The sequence below is a fragment of the Streptomyces sp. NPDC107581 genome (assembly GCF_055657175.1).
Genome location: NZ_JBVKBH010000003.1, coordinates 368,290 through 382,992 on the forward strand (window position 1 = coordinate 368,290; position 14,703 = coordinate 382,992).

Genomic DNA, 14,703 nt, shown 5'->3' on the forward strand with positions numbered 1-14,703 from the left:
AGCTTGCGCAGCTGCTTCGGGTCGCGCTGCCAATCCTTGGCCACCTTCACGTGAAGGTCCAGGCTGCATCAACATGCGGCTACCGCCGCGCGGCCGACACCAAGCAGAACCCCGACACCAGCCGCACACCGAACGACCAGAACCCCAGCTTGCGCACCTGCTTCGGGTCGCGCTGCCAATCCTTGGCCACCTTCACGTGAAGGTCCAGGCTGCATCAACATGCGGCTACCGCCGCGCGGCCGGCACCAAGCAGAACCCCGACATCAGCCGCACACCGAACGACTAGAACCCCAGCTTGCGCAGCTGCTTCGGGTCGCGCTGCCAGTCCTTGGCCACCTTCACGTGGAGGTCCAGGAAGACCGGCGTGCCGAGCAGGGCCTCGATGTGCTTGCGGGACTTGATGCCGACCTCCTTCAGGCGCTTGCCCTTGGGGCCGATGATGATGCCCTTCTGGCTCGGGCGCTCGATGTAGAGGTTGGCGTGGATGTCGAGGAGGGGGCGGTCCGCCGGACGGTCCTCGCGCGGCAGCATCTCCTCGACGACGACGGCGATGGAGTGCGGCAGTTCGTCGCGGACGCCTTCCAGGGCGGCCTCGCGGATCAGCTCCGCGATCATGACCTGCTCGGGCTCGTCCGTGAGGTCACCCTCGGGGTAGAGGGCCGGGCCCTCCGGCAGCAGCGGGACGATCAGGTCGGCCAGCAGACCCACCTGCTTGTCGCCGGCCGCCGACACCGGGACGATCTCGGCCCACTCGAAGCCCAGCTCCTTGCCGAGCTGGTCGATCGCGATCAGCTGCTCGGCGAGGGCCTTGGAGTCGACCAGGTCGGTCTTGGTGACGATGGCGACCTTCGGCGTCTTCTTGATGCCGGCCAGCTCCTTGGCGATGAAGCGGTCGCCCGGGCCGATCCTCTCGTTCGCCGGCAGGCAGAAGCCGATCACGTCGACCTCGGCCCATGTCGTCCGTACGACGTCGTTGAGCCGCTCGCCGAGCAGGGTGCGCGGCTTGTGCAGCCCCGGGGTGTCCACCAGGATCAGCTGCGCGTCGGGCCGGTGCACGATGCCGCGCACCGTGTGCCGCGTCGTCTGCGGCTGGTCCGCGGTGATCGCCACCTTCTGCCCGACCAGAGCGTTCGTGAGGGTGGACTTGCCCGCGTTGGGGCGGCCCACGAAGCAGGCGAAGCCGGCGCGGTGGACGGTCTCGGCCGGCTGCTCGGATGACTGGGTACGAACGCTCATGGCGACCATTCTCCCTGATCCACGAAGCCGTGCCGTACCAGCATGGCCCACCGGGGGCGGGAGGTGAGCGGCCGGAAACCCGCACGCAACGAAACGTCACGGAAACACACCCGTACGCAACCGGAAATCCATGCCGGTGACGCTCTGACGAGCCCCCGCACCGTTGGAGACGTCCGTGACCCTGGCCGCCCGGCACATCGACACCGGCGACACCGCCTGGCTGCTCGCCGCCACCGCCCTCGTCCTGCTGATGACCCCGGGCCTGGCTCTGTTCTACGGCGGCATGGTCCGCACGAAGAGCGTCCTCAACATGCTGATGATGAGCTTCGTGTCGATCGCCCTGGTGACGGTGGTGTGGCTGGCGGCCGGCTACTCGCTCGCCTTCGGCGACGACGCCTTCGCCGGGCTCATCGGCGGTCTGGACCACGCGGGCATGAGCGGCCTCGGCCCGGACAGTGTCCACGGCACCGTGCCCACCCTCCTCTTCGCCACCTTCCAGCTCACCTTCGCGATCATCACGGCGGCACTCATCAGCGGCGCGGTCGCCGACCGTACGAAGTTCTCGGCGTGGCTGGTCTTCGTCCCGCTGTGGACGCTCCTCGTATACGTTCCCGTGACGCACTGGGTGTGGGGCCCGGGCGGCTGGATCCTCGACCGGCTCGGCGCGCTCGACTTCGCGGGCGGTCTGCCCGTGGAGATCACCTCCGGCGCCTCCGGTCTGGCCCTGTGTCTGGTCCTCGGCCCCCGCCTGGGCTTCAAGAAGGACGCCATGCGCCCGCACAACCTGCCCATGGTGGTCCTCGGGGCCGGTCTGCTCTGGTTCGGCTGGTTCGGCTTCAACGCCGGCTCCGCGCTCGGCGCGAACGGCCTGGCGGCGGCCGCCTTCCTCAACACCCTCGCCGCCGGCTGCACCGGCCTGCTCGGCTGGCTCCTGGTCGAGCAGCGGCGCGACGGCCACCCGACCACCCTCGGCGCCGCCTCCGGCGCGGTGGCCGGTCTGGTGGCGATCACCCCGTCCTGCGGCACGGTCTCCCTGCTGGGCGCCCTCGTCGTGGGCCTGGCCGCCGGCGTCGTCTGCTCGTACGCGGTGAGCTGGAAGTTCCGGCTGAACTACGACGACTCGCTGGACGTCGTCGGCGTCCACCTGGTCGGCGGTGTCATCGGCACCCTGCTGATCGGCCTGTTCGCCGAGAAGGCGATGACCGGCGGCGCCGAGGGCCTCCTCTACGGTGGCGGGCTCCTCCCGCTCGGCAAGCAGCTGCTGGCCGTCGTGGCCGTCGCCGCCTACGCCTTCGGGGTGACGTACGGCCTCGGCAAGCTGCTCGAACGGACCATGGGCCTGCGCGCCAGCGAGGAGCAGGAGCACACCGGCCTGGACCTTACGGTGCACGCCGAGACGGCTTACGATCACGGGGTCCTGGGCCACGGCGCCCCGGTCTCCTCCTCCGTCGTCCCCACCGCCCAGAAGGTCAAGCCCCAGCCATGAAGCTCATCACCGCGATCGTGAAGCCGCACCGCCTCGACGCGGTCAAGACCGCCCTGCAGGAGCTGGGCGTGCACGGTCTGACCGTGACCGAGGCGAGCGGCTACGGCCGGCAGCGCGGCCACACCGAGGTGTACCGGGGGGCCGAGTACCGCGTCGACCTGGTGCCGAAGGTCCGCATCGAGGTCGTCGTCGAGGACGCGGTGGCCGACGAGGTGATCGACGCGGTCGTCAGGTCCGCGCAGACCGGGAAGATCGGGGACGGGAAGGTGTGGTCGCTGCCCGTGGAGACCGTCGTACGGGTGCGGACCGGCGAGCGCGGCCCCGACGCGCTCTGACCAGCAGCGCCCCCGTCACCGCCCCGGCCACGAACACCAGCACGACCGGCAGCCACGGCAGCGCGAGGAAGGAGGCGCTCGCCGACTGGCGGGTGCCCTGGGCGCTGGCGGTCAGCGTGATGTCGCCCCGGTCGAGCTGGGGTGCGCCGTGCCAGGACTCGGTGAGCCGCACCCGCTGCCCGGGCAGCAGCTCGGAGGGGATCCGGGTCAGGTCGCGGTCGAGCAGCGTACGGCCGAACAGCCCCCGCGCCTTCAGCCGCACCTTCGGGTCGAGGGTGACGTTCCCGGTGTTGCGCAGGGTGTAGGAGATGGTCGCCGTGCTGTCGCCGAGGCCCGGTACGAGGGGCTGGTGGTGGCTGATCCGCAGGTGCTCGACGGAGAGCGCGGGGAGCGTGGGACCGGCGACCCGGAGGTAGACGCGGGCGCCGACGGCCTGCTGCACACCGAGCGCGAGCGTCCCGCTGCCGGGGGCCACCCGCTCGTCGAGGGCGACGATCGCGCCCGGATGGTCGCCGGGTTCGGCGCCCTCGGGCACCCGCAGGGTGAAGGGCACGGTGACGCTCCGGTGGCCGGGCACGGTGACCCGGGACCTGGCGGGCGCGGCCCACAGGCCCACGCCGTGCATCCGCTCGTTCCGGGTCCGTACGGCGAACCCGCCGTCGCGGGCGGTGTTGTAGGCGTCGGCCGCGTAGAGCCGGAAGGTGAGCGGCTCGGCGGTCTTGTTGGCGACGACGACCTGGTCGGTGAGCGTCTGGCCCGGATCGGCGGAGAGATAGAAGTAGGGGCGCGCGGCGATCTTCGAGGCGGCCGGGTAGACGGACCAGCTGCCGTTGTCGGCGGCCTGCGCGGGTGCGGCGGCGATGCCGCAGAGCAGGCCGGGGATCAGGGCGAGGAGGCTCAGGAGGAGGACGTGCGGCTTGCGCATGGGTGCGGCCCCCCATGGGCTCGGGTCGGGCGGTCGGGCGGGTGCGGCCCCGTGGTGCGACGGGGCGCCCGGCCACCGCTGTCGGCGTTCGGGTCAGGTGAGGGTGAGGGTCAGGACGCCGGAGTACGAGCCCGGAGGCGTGAACGCCGGTACGTCCAGGGCGAGTCCGGCGTCGACGGTGAACTCACCGCCGGTGAGCGTGGCGTCCGGGGTCGACGCGAGGGTCGCTCCCGAGGTGCCCACCGCGCCCGTCGAACCGGCCTTGCAGGTGCTGGGGCTGCCCGCCTTGGTCGCGCAGGCGGGGGTCCAGCTCAGCCTGCTCGCGTCGATCTTGGCGCCGGGACCGGTGAAGTCGGTGACCTTGCCGGTCAGGGACCAGCCCGCGGGCCCGCCGCGGAAGTCCTTGACGGTCACCGTGTTGAGGGACCCGGTCGAGGCCCCGCCCTTGCCGAAGTCGACCGCCGAGAGTGCCACGGCGTCCCCGGCCTGGGACATGGACAGGGTGCCGGCCTTGACGGTGGTGGTCAGCTTCTGGCTGCCGGCCGGCACGGGCGTGTTGTCGTTGACGACGTAGGCCGCGGGGCCCGCGCCCTTGTCCGCGCTCCAGGAGCCGCCCTCGTACGCCACGATCCCGGTCGTCGTCTTGTCGTTGACGACCAGTGTGCCGCTGAAGGAGCCCTGGGCGTTCGCGGTCACGGTGGCGGTGTCCGCGGTCTGGCCGGCCCCGGCCCGCCCGGCCAGGGTGACGGTGGCGCCCGGTGTGAAGTTGCTGCCGCTGACGGTGACGCCGGCGCCCGGGTCACCGGAGGCCGAACCGAGCGAGATGGCACGGGTGTTGGCGGGCGTTCCGTCGGTCGCCGTGACCGTCTCGGAGGCCGGCGCGGGCGGGTTGGTGACCGTGCACGGAGTGTCCAGCTCCAGGATGTAGCTGGTGTGGATGTTGTAGTCGCCCGGCGAGAGGGTGATCTGGCCGGCCTTGGTGACGGTGAACGTACCGGTCATGGAGAAGGACGGGAAGGCGGCCTTCCCCGGCACCGGCGGGTTCTTCTTCGGTCCGGCGACGGTGATGTCACCGCTCTGGGCGCCGCCTAGGGTGACCTTGCCGGTCGGGGTCATGATGTCGGCCGGCAGGGCCAGGTCGGTGGGGTTGCTGGCGGCGGCCGTGACCACGGTGTAGGTCACGGTGACCGTGTCGCCGACCTTCGGGCTGGTGTTGTCCACCGACACGCTCGCGGTGGTGGTGCCGTCGATCGGCGGGATGCCCGCGACGGCGGGCGGGATGCAGTGCGTGGCGAAGTCCACGTTGGTACCGGCGGCACCGGCCGGACACGCCAGCGCGCCGCCCGCGGTGACCGCGAGCGCGGTCGCCCCGAACAGCGACGCCCAGCGCCACCGTCGGGATCTTCGGGGTGTCGAACCCATGAGCCCCCTCCTGAGGGTTGTGGGCGCAGCGGCTCATCTGCGCCGACAGGGGGCATTGATGTGGAGCCCGCGTGAGAAGTCAATGGAGATGCCGCAGAAAACTGACGGATCATCAGTTTCTGCGGCATCCCCGGGAGATCCGGCAATATCCGGAACAGATCGCTCAGTTCACTCGCGGCACTCGGCTCGCCCCGTCCGCTCAGTCGAACACGAACGGACCGGGTGACTGCTTGCCGGTCGCCGTGCAGGTGACGTTGATCCCGAAGATCGTCATCTGCAGCGAGCCGCCGTAGGCCTCCAGGCTGTCGCCGGAGGCCACCGTGCCGCTGAGCGGACCGGCGCTGACCGGGTCGCCGGCGGCCATGGCCGGATTCTTCGTCCCGGTGAAGACGACGGTGCCGCCGCTCGCCTTGACCAGGGTGAGCTTGGAGGTGATGGAGTCCGCCGCCACCGCGACCGGCGCCTTGACCGCGGTGGAGGTGAGGGTGATGGTGGCCGAGGTGCCGCTCTGGGTGGCGGTGAGCGTGGCCGCGCCGCCGCCGAAGAAGCCGCAGCTGGCGTTGATGGTCGCGGTCTGTGGGGTGACGGCGGCCGCGGACGGCGCGAAGGCCAGCCCGGCGACCGCGAGGGCCCCGGCGGCCAGTGCCGCACCCGTTGCTGTGCGCTTGCCTCTCATGGGGATCCGCTTTCCTTCCCTGTGGGGATGCCATGTGGGGATGGTCGGAAGGTGCGCCGACGAACGGCAGGCCTGAGCAGGTGGGTGCGGGCACACTGCGGCGGCGGTGCGGATCTGACGAGTCGTCGGAACGTACGGCTCCATTGATGCGCGAGAGGCACGCGACGGCAAGGATGAAATCCGGACTACTCCGGGGCGCGCGCCGGGACCGTCAGCCGCACGGCTCCGTCGGGCCCGGCGAGCAGCACGGGCGTCTCCGGTCCGCCCAGGTCGGCCACGGCGGCCAGGTCCTGCGCGGTGAGCCCCTCCGCCTCGCTCACCACCGCCGCCGCCTCCAGCGACTTCGCCCCGGAAGCCACGGCCATGGCGACGGCGGTCCGCAGGGCGCTCAGTTCCAGCGAAGCGAGATGCACCGACCCGGCGACATACGTACGCCCGGTCTCGTCCCGTACGGCCGCCCCCTCGGGCACTGCGTTGCGGGCCCGGGCCGATCGGGCCAGGGTGACGATCTTCCGGTCCTCGGGGTCAAGCGCGTTGCTGTCGGTCATGCCCAGAGCATACGAAGCCGCGGGCCGTTCACCCCGCCACGGGGTACATCGCGCCCCGCCGCCCCTCCGGAGAGGCCAGCCACTCCAGCTTCTCGGCGGTGTTCGCCTCGTCCAGCGGAGTGTGCAGCACGATCGACAGATCGGGCCGGGCCGGCACCTTCATCGCCGTGGACTCCACGACGAGCAGCCCGACCAGCGGATGGTCCAGCTCCTTGCGGATCTGGCCCTGCTCCTCGATGCCCTGCTCGGCCCAGAGCGCCACGAACTCCGCGCTGGCCGCACTCACCTCGGCGAGCACCGACCGGTACCCCGCGTCGTCCGGCCGGGCGGCGCACGCGGCCCGGAACTGGGCGACGACCGTCCGGGCGTTGCGCTCCCAGCTCTGGCTGCGCGAGCGGTACAGCGGGTCGGTGAAGAAGTCGACGAGGCAGTTCTGGGTGTTGTCCGACCGCATGCCGAGCACGATCGCGGCCGCGTCGTTGTACATCACGCAGTTGTAGTACTGGTCCATGATGTGCGCCGGATACGGCATCCAGGTGTCGATCAGCCGCCGCAGCCCGTCGCACATGTCCCGCTTCTCCGGGGCCACTTCCGCCGCCGGCGGGTTCAGCCCGGCCAGCACGTACAGGTGCCGCCGCTCAGCGTTGCTCAGCCGCAGCACCCGGGCCACGGCGTCGAGGACCTGCGGGGAGACGGAGATGTCCCGCCCCTGCTCCAGCCACTGGTACCAGGACGCGCCCACCCCGGCCAGCACGGCGACCTCCTCCCGGCGCAGCCCGGGCGTACGGCGCCGGGGGCCGCCGACCGGCAGCCCGGCCTCCTCGGGACTGACCCGGGCACGCTTGGTCCGCAGGAACTCCCGCAGTTCAAGCAGCCGGTGACTCTTCAGTGCATCCGCAGCAGCCACGTACCGATCTCCCCCTCGTCACCGTGTCTGGTGGTGTCACCACCACCATAAGTTGCGACTCCCCACGCGTATTCCGTCCGCCCGATGCTCTTGTCATGGCGATCGACACCACCCGACCCACCACCCCCCTGTCCGAACAGCTCGGCACCCCCCGGCTGTCGACGCGCGACAGGCTCGTCCTCTTCGTCCTGTGCGCGGCCCAGTTCATGGTCGCCCTGGACTTCTCCGTCCTGAACGTGGCCCTGCCCGAACTCGGCACCGACCTCGGCATGAGCCGCTCCGCCCTGCAGTGGGCGGTCACCGCGTTCGCGCTGCCTTCCGGCGGCTTCCTGCTCCTGTTCGGCCGCATAGGCGACCTGTACGGCCGCCGCAAGCTCTTCCTCACGGGCCTGGCCCTGTTCGGCGCGGCCTCGCTGCTGGCCACCCTGGCCTGGGACCCGGCGTCCTTCCTCGCGGGGCGCGCCCTGCAGGGCCTGAGCGCGGCGGTCATCGTGCCGACCGGCATGTCCCTGCTGACCACCACCTTCCCGGAGGGTCCGGCCCGCGACCGCGCGCTCGGCATCTCGGGCACCCTGCTGTCGCTGGGCTTCACCGTCGGCATGGTCGCGGGCGGTGTCCTGACCGACGCGCTGGGCTGGCGCTCCACGATGGCCCTGCTCTCGGTCTTCGCGCTGATCGTGCTGCCGCTGGCCCCCGGCCTGCTGCCGGAGTCGCGCACCCCGGACCGCCCGCGCCTGGACGTGCCGGGCGCGGTCACCGTCACCACGGGCCTGCTGTCGCTGATCTACGCCCTGTCCACGGCCGCCGACCGCGGCTTCGCACACACCGACGTGGTCACGGCACTGCTCGCCGGCCTCCTCCTGCTGACCGCGTTCACCGTGATCGAGTCCCGCTCGCAGTCCCCCCTGGTCTCGCTCCCGATGCTGCGCCGCCGCACGGTGGCGTGGGGCAACCTGGGCGGTCTGGTCACCTTCTCGATGATGTCGACGGTGATCTTCGTCCTGACCCTCTACCTCCAGGAGATCCTGCACCTGTCGGCCTTCGAGACGGGCCTGGTCTTCGGCTTCCAGGGCGTGCTGTCGGCGGTCGCCGGCACCCTGGCCCCGAAGGTCATCGGCCGCTTCGGCGCCCGCCGCACCCTGGTCGGCTCGCTGGCCGGGCAGGGCGCGCTCGGGGCGGCCCTGCTGCTGCTGAACGCCCACACCTGGTCGGTCTGGCTCGCCACGGCCGCCGTGTCCCTGGCGAGCATGTGCCACCTGGGCGCGATCATCTCGTACGGCCTCACGGTCACCTCGGGCGTCCCGGACGAGGAGCAGGGCCTGGCCACCGGCCTGGTCACCTCCACCCAGCAGGTCGGCATCACGATCGGCATCCCGCTGCTGGGCGTTCTGGCCACCACCTCCGACGATCTGCTGTCGGGCGTCCACACGGTCCTCGTCCTGGACTCGGCGATCGTCCTGACCGCCGCCGTCCTGGTCGGACTGGGGCTGCGCCGTCAGTCCAGGGTCTGAACGATCCCGCTGCGCGCGGCCGTGTGCACCACACGGCCGCGCGCGCCGTTGACCAGCGGGAGGTAAGGCGCCACGTGACCGCACTCGACGTCGGCGACGACGGGTACGCCGAGCGGGCCGAGGGCGTCGAGGACGGCCTCGTGCTGGGTGAGGCTGGGGCCGTCGGGGGCGCGGGTGCGGCCCACGAGGACGGCGGCCGCGCGGTCGAAGAACCCGGCGAGGCGCATGCCGTGCAGGTTGCGGCAGATGGTGTACGCGTTGTCCTCGGCGGCCTCGACGTAGACGAGCAGCGGCTCGTCCCCGGCGAAGCGCGAGGTGTCCAGGTAGGGCGTCCCCGCGACGTTGGCCAGGGTCTCGATGCAGCCGCCGACGAGCCGGCCCTCGACGTCCACGTCACCCTCACCGTCGAGGCGGGTCCAGGTGCCCTCGGTGTCCAGGGCGAGGTCGCGGATCCCGGGCTCCTCGGCCCAGTCGTCCCAGCCGCCGGACCGGTACCGGCCGGGCGGGGTCTGGGTGAACGGCTCGCCCTGCGGGGCGGAGACGATGTCGAGCCAGGACAGCAGGCCCTCGGGGGTCAGGTAGGGGGTGTCCATGAGGTTGCTGCCGTGCACGGTCGCGATGCCCGTGAGCAGGGTCAGCGGGGTGATCAGGGTGGACAGGTCCGAGTAGCCGACGACCCAGGTCGGCTCGGCCCGCCCGATCCGCTCGAAGTCGAGCAGCGGCAGCAGGTCGATGCCGGTCTCCCCGCCCCACGGCGGCACCACGGCCCGGATGTCCGGGTCGGTCAGCATGCCGGTCAGTTCGGCGGCACGCTCGGCGGCCGGGGCGCTGAGGTGGCCCGAGCCGTCCATGCAGCGGCCGACGACCACCTCGTAACCCCGCGCCTCCAGGTCCCGCACCGCGAGGTCGAGGCGCCCCCGGAGCTCCTTGGCCACCCCGCTGGAGGGGGAGGTCACACCGATACGGTCACCGGGGCGCAGGGGGCGCGGGTATCGAAGGGTCATGCGCCGGATTCTGACACGGGGTCATCCGGCGCCCACAAGGGATTTCAGGGCCGGTCCAGCCGCAGCCGCTCCGCCTTCGGCAGGCCCGCGACGACGAGGTCGTACGAGTCCTCGATCAGCTCTTCGACCAGGCGGTCCGGGAGGCCGCCGTCGGCCGTCACGGTGTTCCAGTGCCGCTTGTTCATGTGGTAGCCGGGGACGATCAGCCCCTCGTGCTCGCCGCGCAGCCGGATCGCGTCCTCGGGGTCGCACTTGAGGTTGACCGTCAGCGGCCGCGCGCCCAGGTTGGTCAGGGCGAACAGCTTGCCCCGCACCTTGAAGACCGAGGTCTCCGGGTTGAACGGGAAGTCCTCCACGACCGCGTTGAAGGACAGGCAGAAGGCGCGCAGCTGCTCGGATGTCACTCGGGCTTCTCCTCCGGTGCGGGCTCGACCAGTACCGTGACGATCTTGTTCCGGCGGCCGGACGCGGCCTCCGCGGTCAGCTTCAGCCGGCGTTCGTCGGGCAGTTCGACCTCGGCCGACGCACCCGCGATGGGCACCCGGCCGAGCGCCTTGGCGAGCAGTCCGCCGACGGTCTCCACGTCCTCGTCGTCGTACTCCTCCAGGCCGTACAGCTCGCCGAGGTCGGTGATGTCCAGGCGGGCCGTCACCCGGAAGCGGTCCTCACCGAGGTCCTCGACCGGCGGGAGTTCCCGGTCGTACTCGTCGGTGATCTCGCCGACGATCTCCTCCAGGATGTCCTCGATGGTGACGATGCCGGCGGTGCCGCCGTACTCGTCGATGACGACGGCGACGTGGTTGCGTTCCTTCTGCATCTCGCGCAGCAGATCGCCGGCGTTCTTGGTGTCGGGGACGAAGACGGCCGGGCGCATGGCCGTGGAGACCAGGTCGTTCTCCGCGTCGCGGCTGATGTGGGTCTTGCGGACCAGGTCCTTCAGATAGACGACCCCGACGATGTCGTCCTCGCTCTCGCCGGTGACCGGGATGCGGGAGAACCCGGAGCGCAGGGCGAGGGTGAGGGCCTGGCGGATGGTCTTGTACCGCTCGATGACGACCAGGTCGGTGCGCGGGACCATGACCTCGCGGACCAGGGTGTCGCCCAGCTCGAAGACCGAGTGCACCATGCGGCGCTCCTCGTCCTCGATGAGCGACTCCTTCTCGGCGAGGTCGACCAGCGCGCGCAGCTCCGCCTCGGAGGCGAAGGGACCGCGGCGGAAGCCCTTGCCGGGGGTGAGCGCGTTTCCGATGAGGATCAGCAGCGACGGGATCGGGCCCATCACACGGGCGAGCGGCAGCAGCACGTACGCGGCCACGGTCGCGGTGTTGAGCGGGTGCTGGCGGCCGATGGTGCGCGGGGAGACGCCGACGGCGACGTAGGACACCAGGACCATGACGCCGATGGCGACCAGCAGGGCCTGCCAGGTGGCCGCGAACTCCTGCAGACAGGCGTAGGTGACCAGGGCCGCGGCCGCCATCTCGCAGGCGACGCGGACCAGCAGGGCCACGTTCAGATAGCGGGTGGGGTCGGCGGCGACCTGCGCCAGCCTGTCGCTGCCCCGCCGCCCCGTGCGGACGGCCTCCTCGGCGCGGAAGCTGGAGACGCGCGCCAGGCCCGCCTCCGCGCAGGCGGCGAGCCAGGCCACGACGACCAGCGCGATCGCGCCGAGGACGATCTGCGGACTCATGCGAGGACCGGCCCGCCTACGAGACGGTCGGCGCCGGCGACGGGCCGGTCAGCCCCCGCTCGGCCCGCCACCCGTCCACGATGGCGGCCTGGAGCCCGAACATCTCGGCCTTCTCGTCGGCCTCCTCGTGGTCGTACCCGAGCAGGTGCAGCACGCCGTGGACGGTGAGCAGCTGGAGCTCCTCGTCCATGGAGTGCTGCGTCGGCGCCTCGGCGCCCTGCTTGGTGGCGACCTCCGGGCACAGCACGATGTCACCGAGCAGCCCCTGCGGCGGCTCCTCGTCGTCCTTGCCGGGCGGGCGCAGCTCGTCCATCGGGAACGACATGACATCGGTGGGGCCCGGCAGGTCCATCCACTGGATGTGCAGCTGCTCCATGGCGTCGGCGTCCACGGCGATCACCGAGAGCTCGGAGAGCGGGTGGATGCGCATCCGCGCGAGCGCATAGCGGGCGATGTCGAGGATCGCCTGCTCGTCGACCTCGGTTCCGGACTCGTTGTTGACGTCGATCGACATGGTGCTGCCGTGTCTCTACTTCCCCTTGTGCCCGGACCGGCCCCGGCCGCCCTTGTGGGTGCCGTTCTCGGTGCCGTGCTCGCTGTCGTACTGCTCGTACGCGTCGACGATACGGCCCACCAGCTTGTGCCGTACGACATCGTGGGACGACAGCCGGGAGAAGTGCACGTCCTCGACGCCCTCCAGGATCTCCTGAACCTGCCGCAGACCGCTCTTGGTGCCGTTCGGCAGGTCGACCTGCGTCACGTCACCGGTGATCACTATCTTCGAGTCGAAGCCGAGGCGGGTGAGGAACATCTTCATCTGTTCGGGGCTGGTGTTCTGGGCCTCGTCCAGGATGATGAAGGCGTCGTTGAGCGTACGGCCGCGCATGTAGGCGAGCGGCGCGACCTCGATCGTGCCCGCCGCCATCAGCCGCGGGATCGAGTCCGGGTCGAGCATGTCGTGCAGCGCGTCGTACAACGGGCGCAGGTAGGGGTCGATCTTCTCGTAGAGCGTGCCCGGCAGGAAGCCGAGGCGCTCGCCGGCCTCGACCGCGGGACGGGTCAGGATGATCCGGTTGACCTGCTTGGACTGCAGGGCCTGCACCGCCTTGGCCATGGCCAGGTAGGTCTTGCCGGTGCCCGCGGGGCCGATGCCGAAGACGATCGTGTGGTGGTCGATCGCGTCGACGTACCGCTTCTGGTTGAGGGTCTTGGGGCGGATCGTGCGGCCACGCGAGGACAGGATGTTCTGCGTCAGTACCTGGGCCGGGGTCTCCGGGCCGTCGCTCGTCCCGTTCTCGCTCGCCTTGAGCATGGCGATCGAGCGTTCCACTGCGTCCTCCGTCATCGGCTGCCCGGTGCGGAGCACCAGCATCATCTCGTCGAACACGCGCGAAATGAGGGCGACGTCCGCAGGGTCGCCGACCGCGCTGATCTCATTGCCCCGGACATGGATGTCGGCTGCCGGGAAGGCCTTCTCGATCACGCGCAGGAGGGAGTCGCCGGATCCCAGCACGGTCACCATGGGGTGCTGGGCGGGGACGGTCAACTGCGCTCTCGCCTGCTCCTGCGCGGAGGTGTGAGCTGTGGGTGTCTGAGTCATGGGCCGGCGCTGTAGGCCTGCGGTTCCTCCTCGTCACGGCCGCACGGCTGAGGGCGGCCTCGCGATTCCAGAGTACGACGGTGGGCTGACAAGACCGTAGGGCTTTTATGAGGGCCGCTCTGCAGCCCCTCAGGCCGACCGGCGGAACCCGATGGTCGGCACCGCCCGCCGCAGCGGCCACGGCCGGTCCAGCACCTCGGGCACCAGACGCTCCAGGAACGCGTACCGCCGCAGCGCGGTCGGATCCTGGCCCTCGACCGACTGGACCCGACGCCACCACGCCCCGATCTCCGACCATCCCGGCGCCGACAGCGACCCGCCGAACTCCTGCACGGACAGAGCCGCCGTGAGTCCCGCGAAGGCAAGACGGTCGGCGAGCGGCCAGCCGGCCAGCGTGCCGGTCACGAACCCGGCCACGAAGACGTCCCCCGCCCCGGTCGGATCGAGCGCCTCCACCGCGATCGCGGGCACCTCGGCGGTCTCCCCGGTCCTGCGGTCCACCGCGTACGCCCCCTCCGAGCCGAGCGTCACGACGGCCACCGGCACATGCTCGGCCAGCGCACGCGCCGCCGCCCGCGGACAGGCCGCGCCCGTGTACCGCATCGCCTCCTCGGCGTTGGGCAGGAACGCCTCGCAGTGTGCGAGGTCGGGAAGGCCGGCGAGATCCCACGCGCCGGTGTCGTCCCAGCCGACGTCCGCGAAGATCCGGGTGCCCTCGCGGGCGGCCCCGGCGATCCAGGGGGCGCGCAGGCCGGGCGTGAGGGAGGCCACGGCGGCGCGTGCCGGGGGCGGGATGTCGGGTGCCGTCTCCTGCGGGGGCGGCTCGTGGCCGTGGGACACCATGGTCCGTTCGCCCTCGTAGGCCATGGAGACGGTCACCGGCGAGTGCCAGCCGGGCACCGTGCGCGAGGGCGCGAGGTCGATGCCCTCGCCCTGTTCGAGCGCGTCCCAGCAGTACTCGCCGTAGTGGTCGTCACCGAAGGCCGCGGCGAGGGACGTCTTCAGGCCGAGGCGGGCGAGCGCGGTGGCCATGTTGGCGACACCGCCGGGGCTGGAGCCCATCCCCCGGGCCCAGGACTCGGTGCCGCGCACGGGCGCCGAGTCCAGGCCGGTGAAGATGATGTCGAGGAAGACCGTGCCCGTGAGGTAAACGTCCCAGGGCGGATCGCCCGGTGTGCGCAGCGCCGCGAGCGGGTCGACCTGGGCCTGACAGCGCGCTGCCTGCGTGAGGTGCTCGGGTTCCTCTCCGGCGATCGTGCGGGACGGGGTCACGGTGCGCTCCCTGACGTGGTGCGGGTCTGGTCAGTGTGCACCACATCCCGCTCCGCGCACGGCCCCTCGCACCGGACGCCGTGCCACCGCGCAC

At 71.4% G+C, this 14,703-nt stretch carries 16 protein-coding genes; 4 read left to right on the forward strand and 12 right to left on the reverse strand.

The features are described 5' to 3' along the window. The coding region (locus ACZ7P3_RS08390; protein WP_472079916.1) for a hypothetical protein at positions 1–200 on the forward strand (200 nt) is incomplete at its 5' end. A gap of 82 nt (positions 201–282) precedes the next feature. Here the strand turns inward: ACZ7P3_RS08390 and era are convergent. Next, a complete protein-coding gene (gene era, locus ACZ7P3_RS08395; RefSeq protein WP_472079917.1) occupies positions 283–1,236 on the reverse strand; it encodes a GTPase Era in 954 nt (317 codons plus the stop codon). 175 nt (positions 1,237–1,411) lie between these two features. Here era and ACZ7P3_RS08400 point away from each other — a divergent pair, with 175 nt between their 5' ends. After that, positions 1,412–2,722, forward strand: coding sequence for an ammonium transporter (locus ACZ7P3_RS08400; protein ID WP_472079918.1), 1,311 nt, complete (start codon positions 1,412–1,414; stop codon positions 2,720–2,722). Further along, the gene (locus ACZ7P3_RS08405) at positions 2,719–3,057 is read left to right on the forward strand and encodes a P-II family nitrogen regulator (RefSeq protein ID WP_472079919.1); all 339 of its coding nucleotides are present in this window, start codon (positions 2,719–2,721) and stop codon (positions 3,055–3,057) included. Before ACZ7P3_RS08400 ends, ACZ7P3_RS08405 begins: the two co-directional genes overlap by 4 nt. Here ACZ7P3_RS08405 and ACZ7P3_RS08410 read toward each other — a convergent pair. The 5 genes from ACZ7P3_RS08410 to ACZ7P3_RS08430 all read right to left on the reverse strand — a co-directional run bounded on the left by ACZ7P3_RS08410 (position 2,951) and on the right by ACZ7P3_RS08430 (position 7,535). Next, a complete protein-coding gene (locus ACZ7P3_RS08410; RefSeq protein ID WP_472079920.1) occupies positions 2,951–3,982 on the reverse strand; it encodes a DUF916 domain-containing protein in 1,032 nt (343 codons plus the stop codon). The genes ACZ7P3_RS08405 and ACZ7P3_RS08410 overlap by 107 nt on opposite strands. Before the next feature lie 93 nt (positions 3,983–4,075). After that, positions 4,076–5,404 carry a beta-xylosidase gene (locus ACZ7P3_RS08415; RefSeq protein ID WP_472079921.1) on the reverse strand — a complete coding sequence of 443 codons (1,329 nt, stop codon included), beginning with the start codon at positions 5,402–5,404 and terminating at the stop codon, positions 4,076–4,078. A gap of 199 nt (positions 5,405–5,603) precedes the next feature. After that, a complete protein-coding gene (locus ACZ7P3_RS08420) occupies positions 5,604–6,080 on the reverse strand; it encodes a hypothetical protein (protein WP_472079922.1) in 477 nt (158 codons plus the stop codon). 185 nt (positions 6,081–6,265) lie between these two features. Beyond that, positions 6,266–6,628 carry a cytidine deaminase gene (locus ACZ7P3_RS08425; RefSeq protein ID WP_472079923.1) on the reverse strand — a complete coding sequence of 121 codons (363 nt, stop codon included), beginning with the start codon at positions 6,626–6,628 and terminating at the stop codon, positions 6,266–6,268. A 28-nt stretch (positions 6,629–6,656) separates the two neighbouring features. Continuing rightward, complete coding sequence (locus tag ACZ7P3_RS08430) at positions 6,657–7,535, reverse strand: helix-turn-helix transcriptional regulator (RefSeq protein WP_472079924.1); 879 nt, start codon at positions 7,533–7,535, stop codon at positions 6,657–6,659. A gap of 95 nt (positions 7,536–7,630) precedes the next feature. Here ACZ7P3_RS08430 and ACZ7P3_RS08435 point away from each other — a divergent pair, with 95 nt between their 5' ends. Further along, positions 7,631–9,046 carry an MFS transporter gene (locus tag ACZ7P3_RS08435; protein ID WP_472079925.1) on the forward strand — a complete coding sequence of 472 codons (1,416 nt, stop codon included), beginning with the start codon at positions 7,631–7,633 and terminating at the stop codon, positions 9,044–9,046. On the opposite strand, the gene ACZ7P3_RS08440 is transcribed toward ACZ7P3_RS08435, so the two are convergent. The 6 genes from ACZ7P3_RS08440 to ACZ7P3_RS08465 form a co-directional block, all read right to left on the reverse strand. Beyond that, positions 9,031–10,050, reverse strand: a complete 1,020-nt coding sequence (locus tag ACZ7P3_RS08440) for a S66 family peptidase (protein ID WP_472079926.1) — start codon at positions 10,048–10,050, stop codon at positions 9,031–9,033. The genes ACZ7P3_RS08435 and ACZ7P3_RS08440 overlap by 16 nt on opposite strands. Positions 10,051–10,094: 44 nt before the next feature. Continuing rightward, positions 10,095–10,454, reverse strand: a complete 360-nt coding sequence (locus ACZ7P3_RS08445) for an MmcQ/YjbR family DNA-binding protein (RefSeq protein ID WP_472079927.1) — start codon at positions 10,452–10,454, stop codon at positions 10,095–10,097. After that, positions 10,451–11,737: a hemolysin family protein gene (locus tag ACZ7P3_RS08450; protein ID WP_472079928.1), complete on the reverse strand. Its 1,287-nt coding sequence runs from the start codon at positions 11,735–11,737 to the stop codon at positions 10,451–10,453. Before ACZ7P3_RS08450 ends, ACZ7P3_RS08445 begins: the two co-directional genes overlap by 4 nt. Before the next feature lie 16 nt (positions 11,738–11,753). Continuing rightward, complete coding sequence (ybeY, locus tag ACZ7P3_RS08455; protein WP_472079929.1) at positions 11,754–12,251, reverse strand: rRNA maturation RNase YbeY; 498 nt, start codon at positions 12,249–12,251, stop codon at positions 11,754–11,756. Between the two features lie 15 nt (positions 12,252–12,266). Continuing rightward, positions 12,267–13,337: a PhoH family protein gene (locus ACZ7P3_RS08460; protein ID WP_472079930.1), complete on the reverse strand. Its 1,071-nt coding sequence runs from the start codon at positions 13,335–13,337 to the stop codon at positions 12,267–12,269. 129 nt (positions 13,338–13,466) lie between these two features. Continuing rightward, a complete protein-coding gene (locus ACZ7P3_RS08465; RefSeq protein WP_472079931.1) occupies positions 13,467–14,609 on the reverse strand; it encodes a PfkB family carbohydrate kinase in 1,143 nt (380 codons plus the stop codon). Between the last annotated feature and the right edge of the window lie 94 nt (positions 14,610–14,703).

Excerpts from the sequence above, each read along its gene's own strand:
- era (WP_472079917.1), bottom strand. The coding sequence starts at position 1,236 with ATGAGCGTTCGTACCCAGTCATCCGAGCAGCCGGCCGAGACCGTCCAC.
- ACZ7P3_RS08405 (WP_472079919.1), top strand. The coding sequence starts at position 2,719 with ATGAAGCTCATCACCGCGATCGTGAAGCCGCACCGCCTCGACGCGGTC.
- ACZ7P3_RS08410 (WP_472079920.1), bottom strand. The coding sequence starts at position 3,982 with ATGCGCAAGCCGCACGTCCTCCTCCTGAGCCTCCTCGCCCTGATCCCC.
- ACZ7P3_RS08415 (WP_472079921.1), bottom strand. The coding sequence starts at position 5,404 with ATGGGTTCGACACCCCGAAGATCCCGACGGTGGCGCTGGGCGTCGCTG.
- ACZ7P3_RS08420 (WP_472079922.1), bottom strand. The coding sequence starts at position 6,080 with ATGAGAGGCAAGCGCACAGCAACGGGTGCGGCACTGGCCGCCGGGGCC.
- ACZ7P3_RS08425 (WP_472079923.1), bottom strand. The coding sequence starts at position 6,628 with ATGACCGACAGCAACGCGCTTGACCCCGAGGACCGGAAGATCGTCACC.
- ACZ7P3_RS08435 (WP_472079925.1), top strand. The coding sequence starts at position 7,631 with ATGGCGATCGACACCACCCGACCCACCACCCCCCTGTCCGAACAGCTC.
- ACZ7P3_RS08440 (WP_472079926.1), bottom strand. The coding sequence starts at position 10,050 with ATGACCCTTCGATACCCGCGCCCCCTGCGCCCCGGTGACCGTATCGGT.
- ACZ7P3_RS08450 (WP_472079928.1), bottom strand. The coding sequence starts at position 11,737 with ATGAGTCCGCAGATCGTCCTCGGCGCGATCGCGCTGGTCGTCGTGGCC.
- ybeY (WP_472079929.1), bottom strand. The coding sequence starts at position 12,251 with ATGTCGATCGACGTCAACAACGAGTCCGGAACCGAGGTCGACGAGCAG.
- ACZ7P3_RS08460 (WP_472079930.1), bottom strand. The coding sequence starts at position 13,337 with ATGACTCAGACACCCACAGCTCACACCTCCGCGCAGGAGCAGGCGAGA.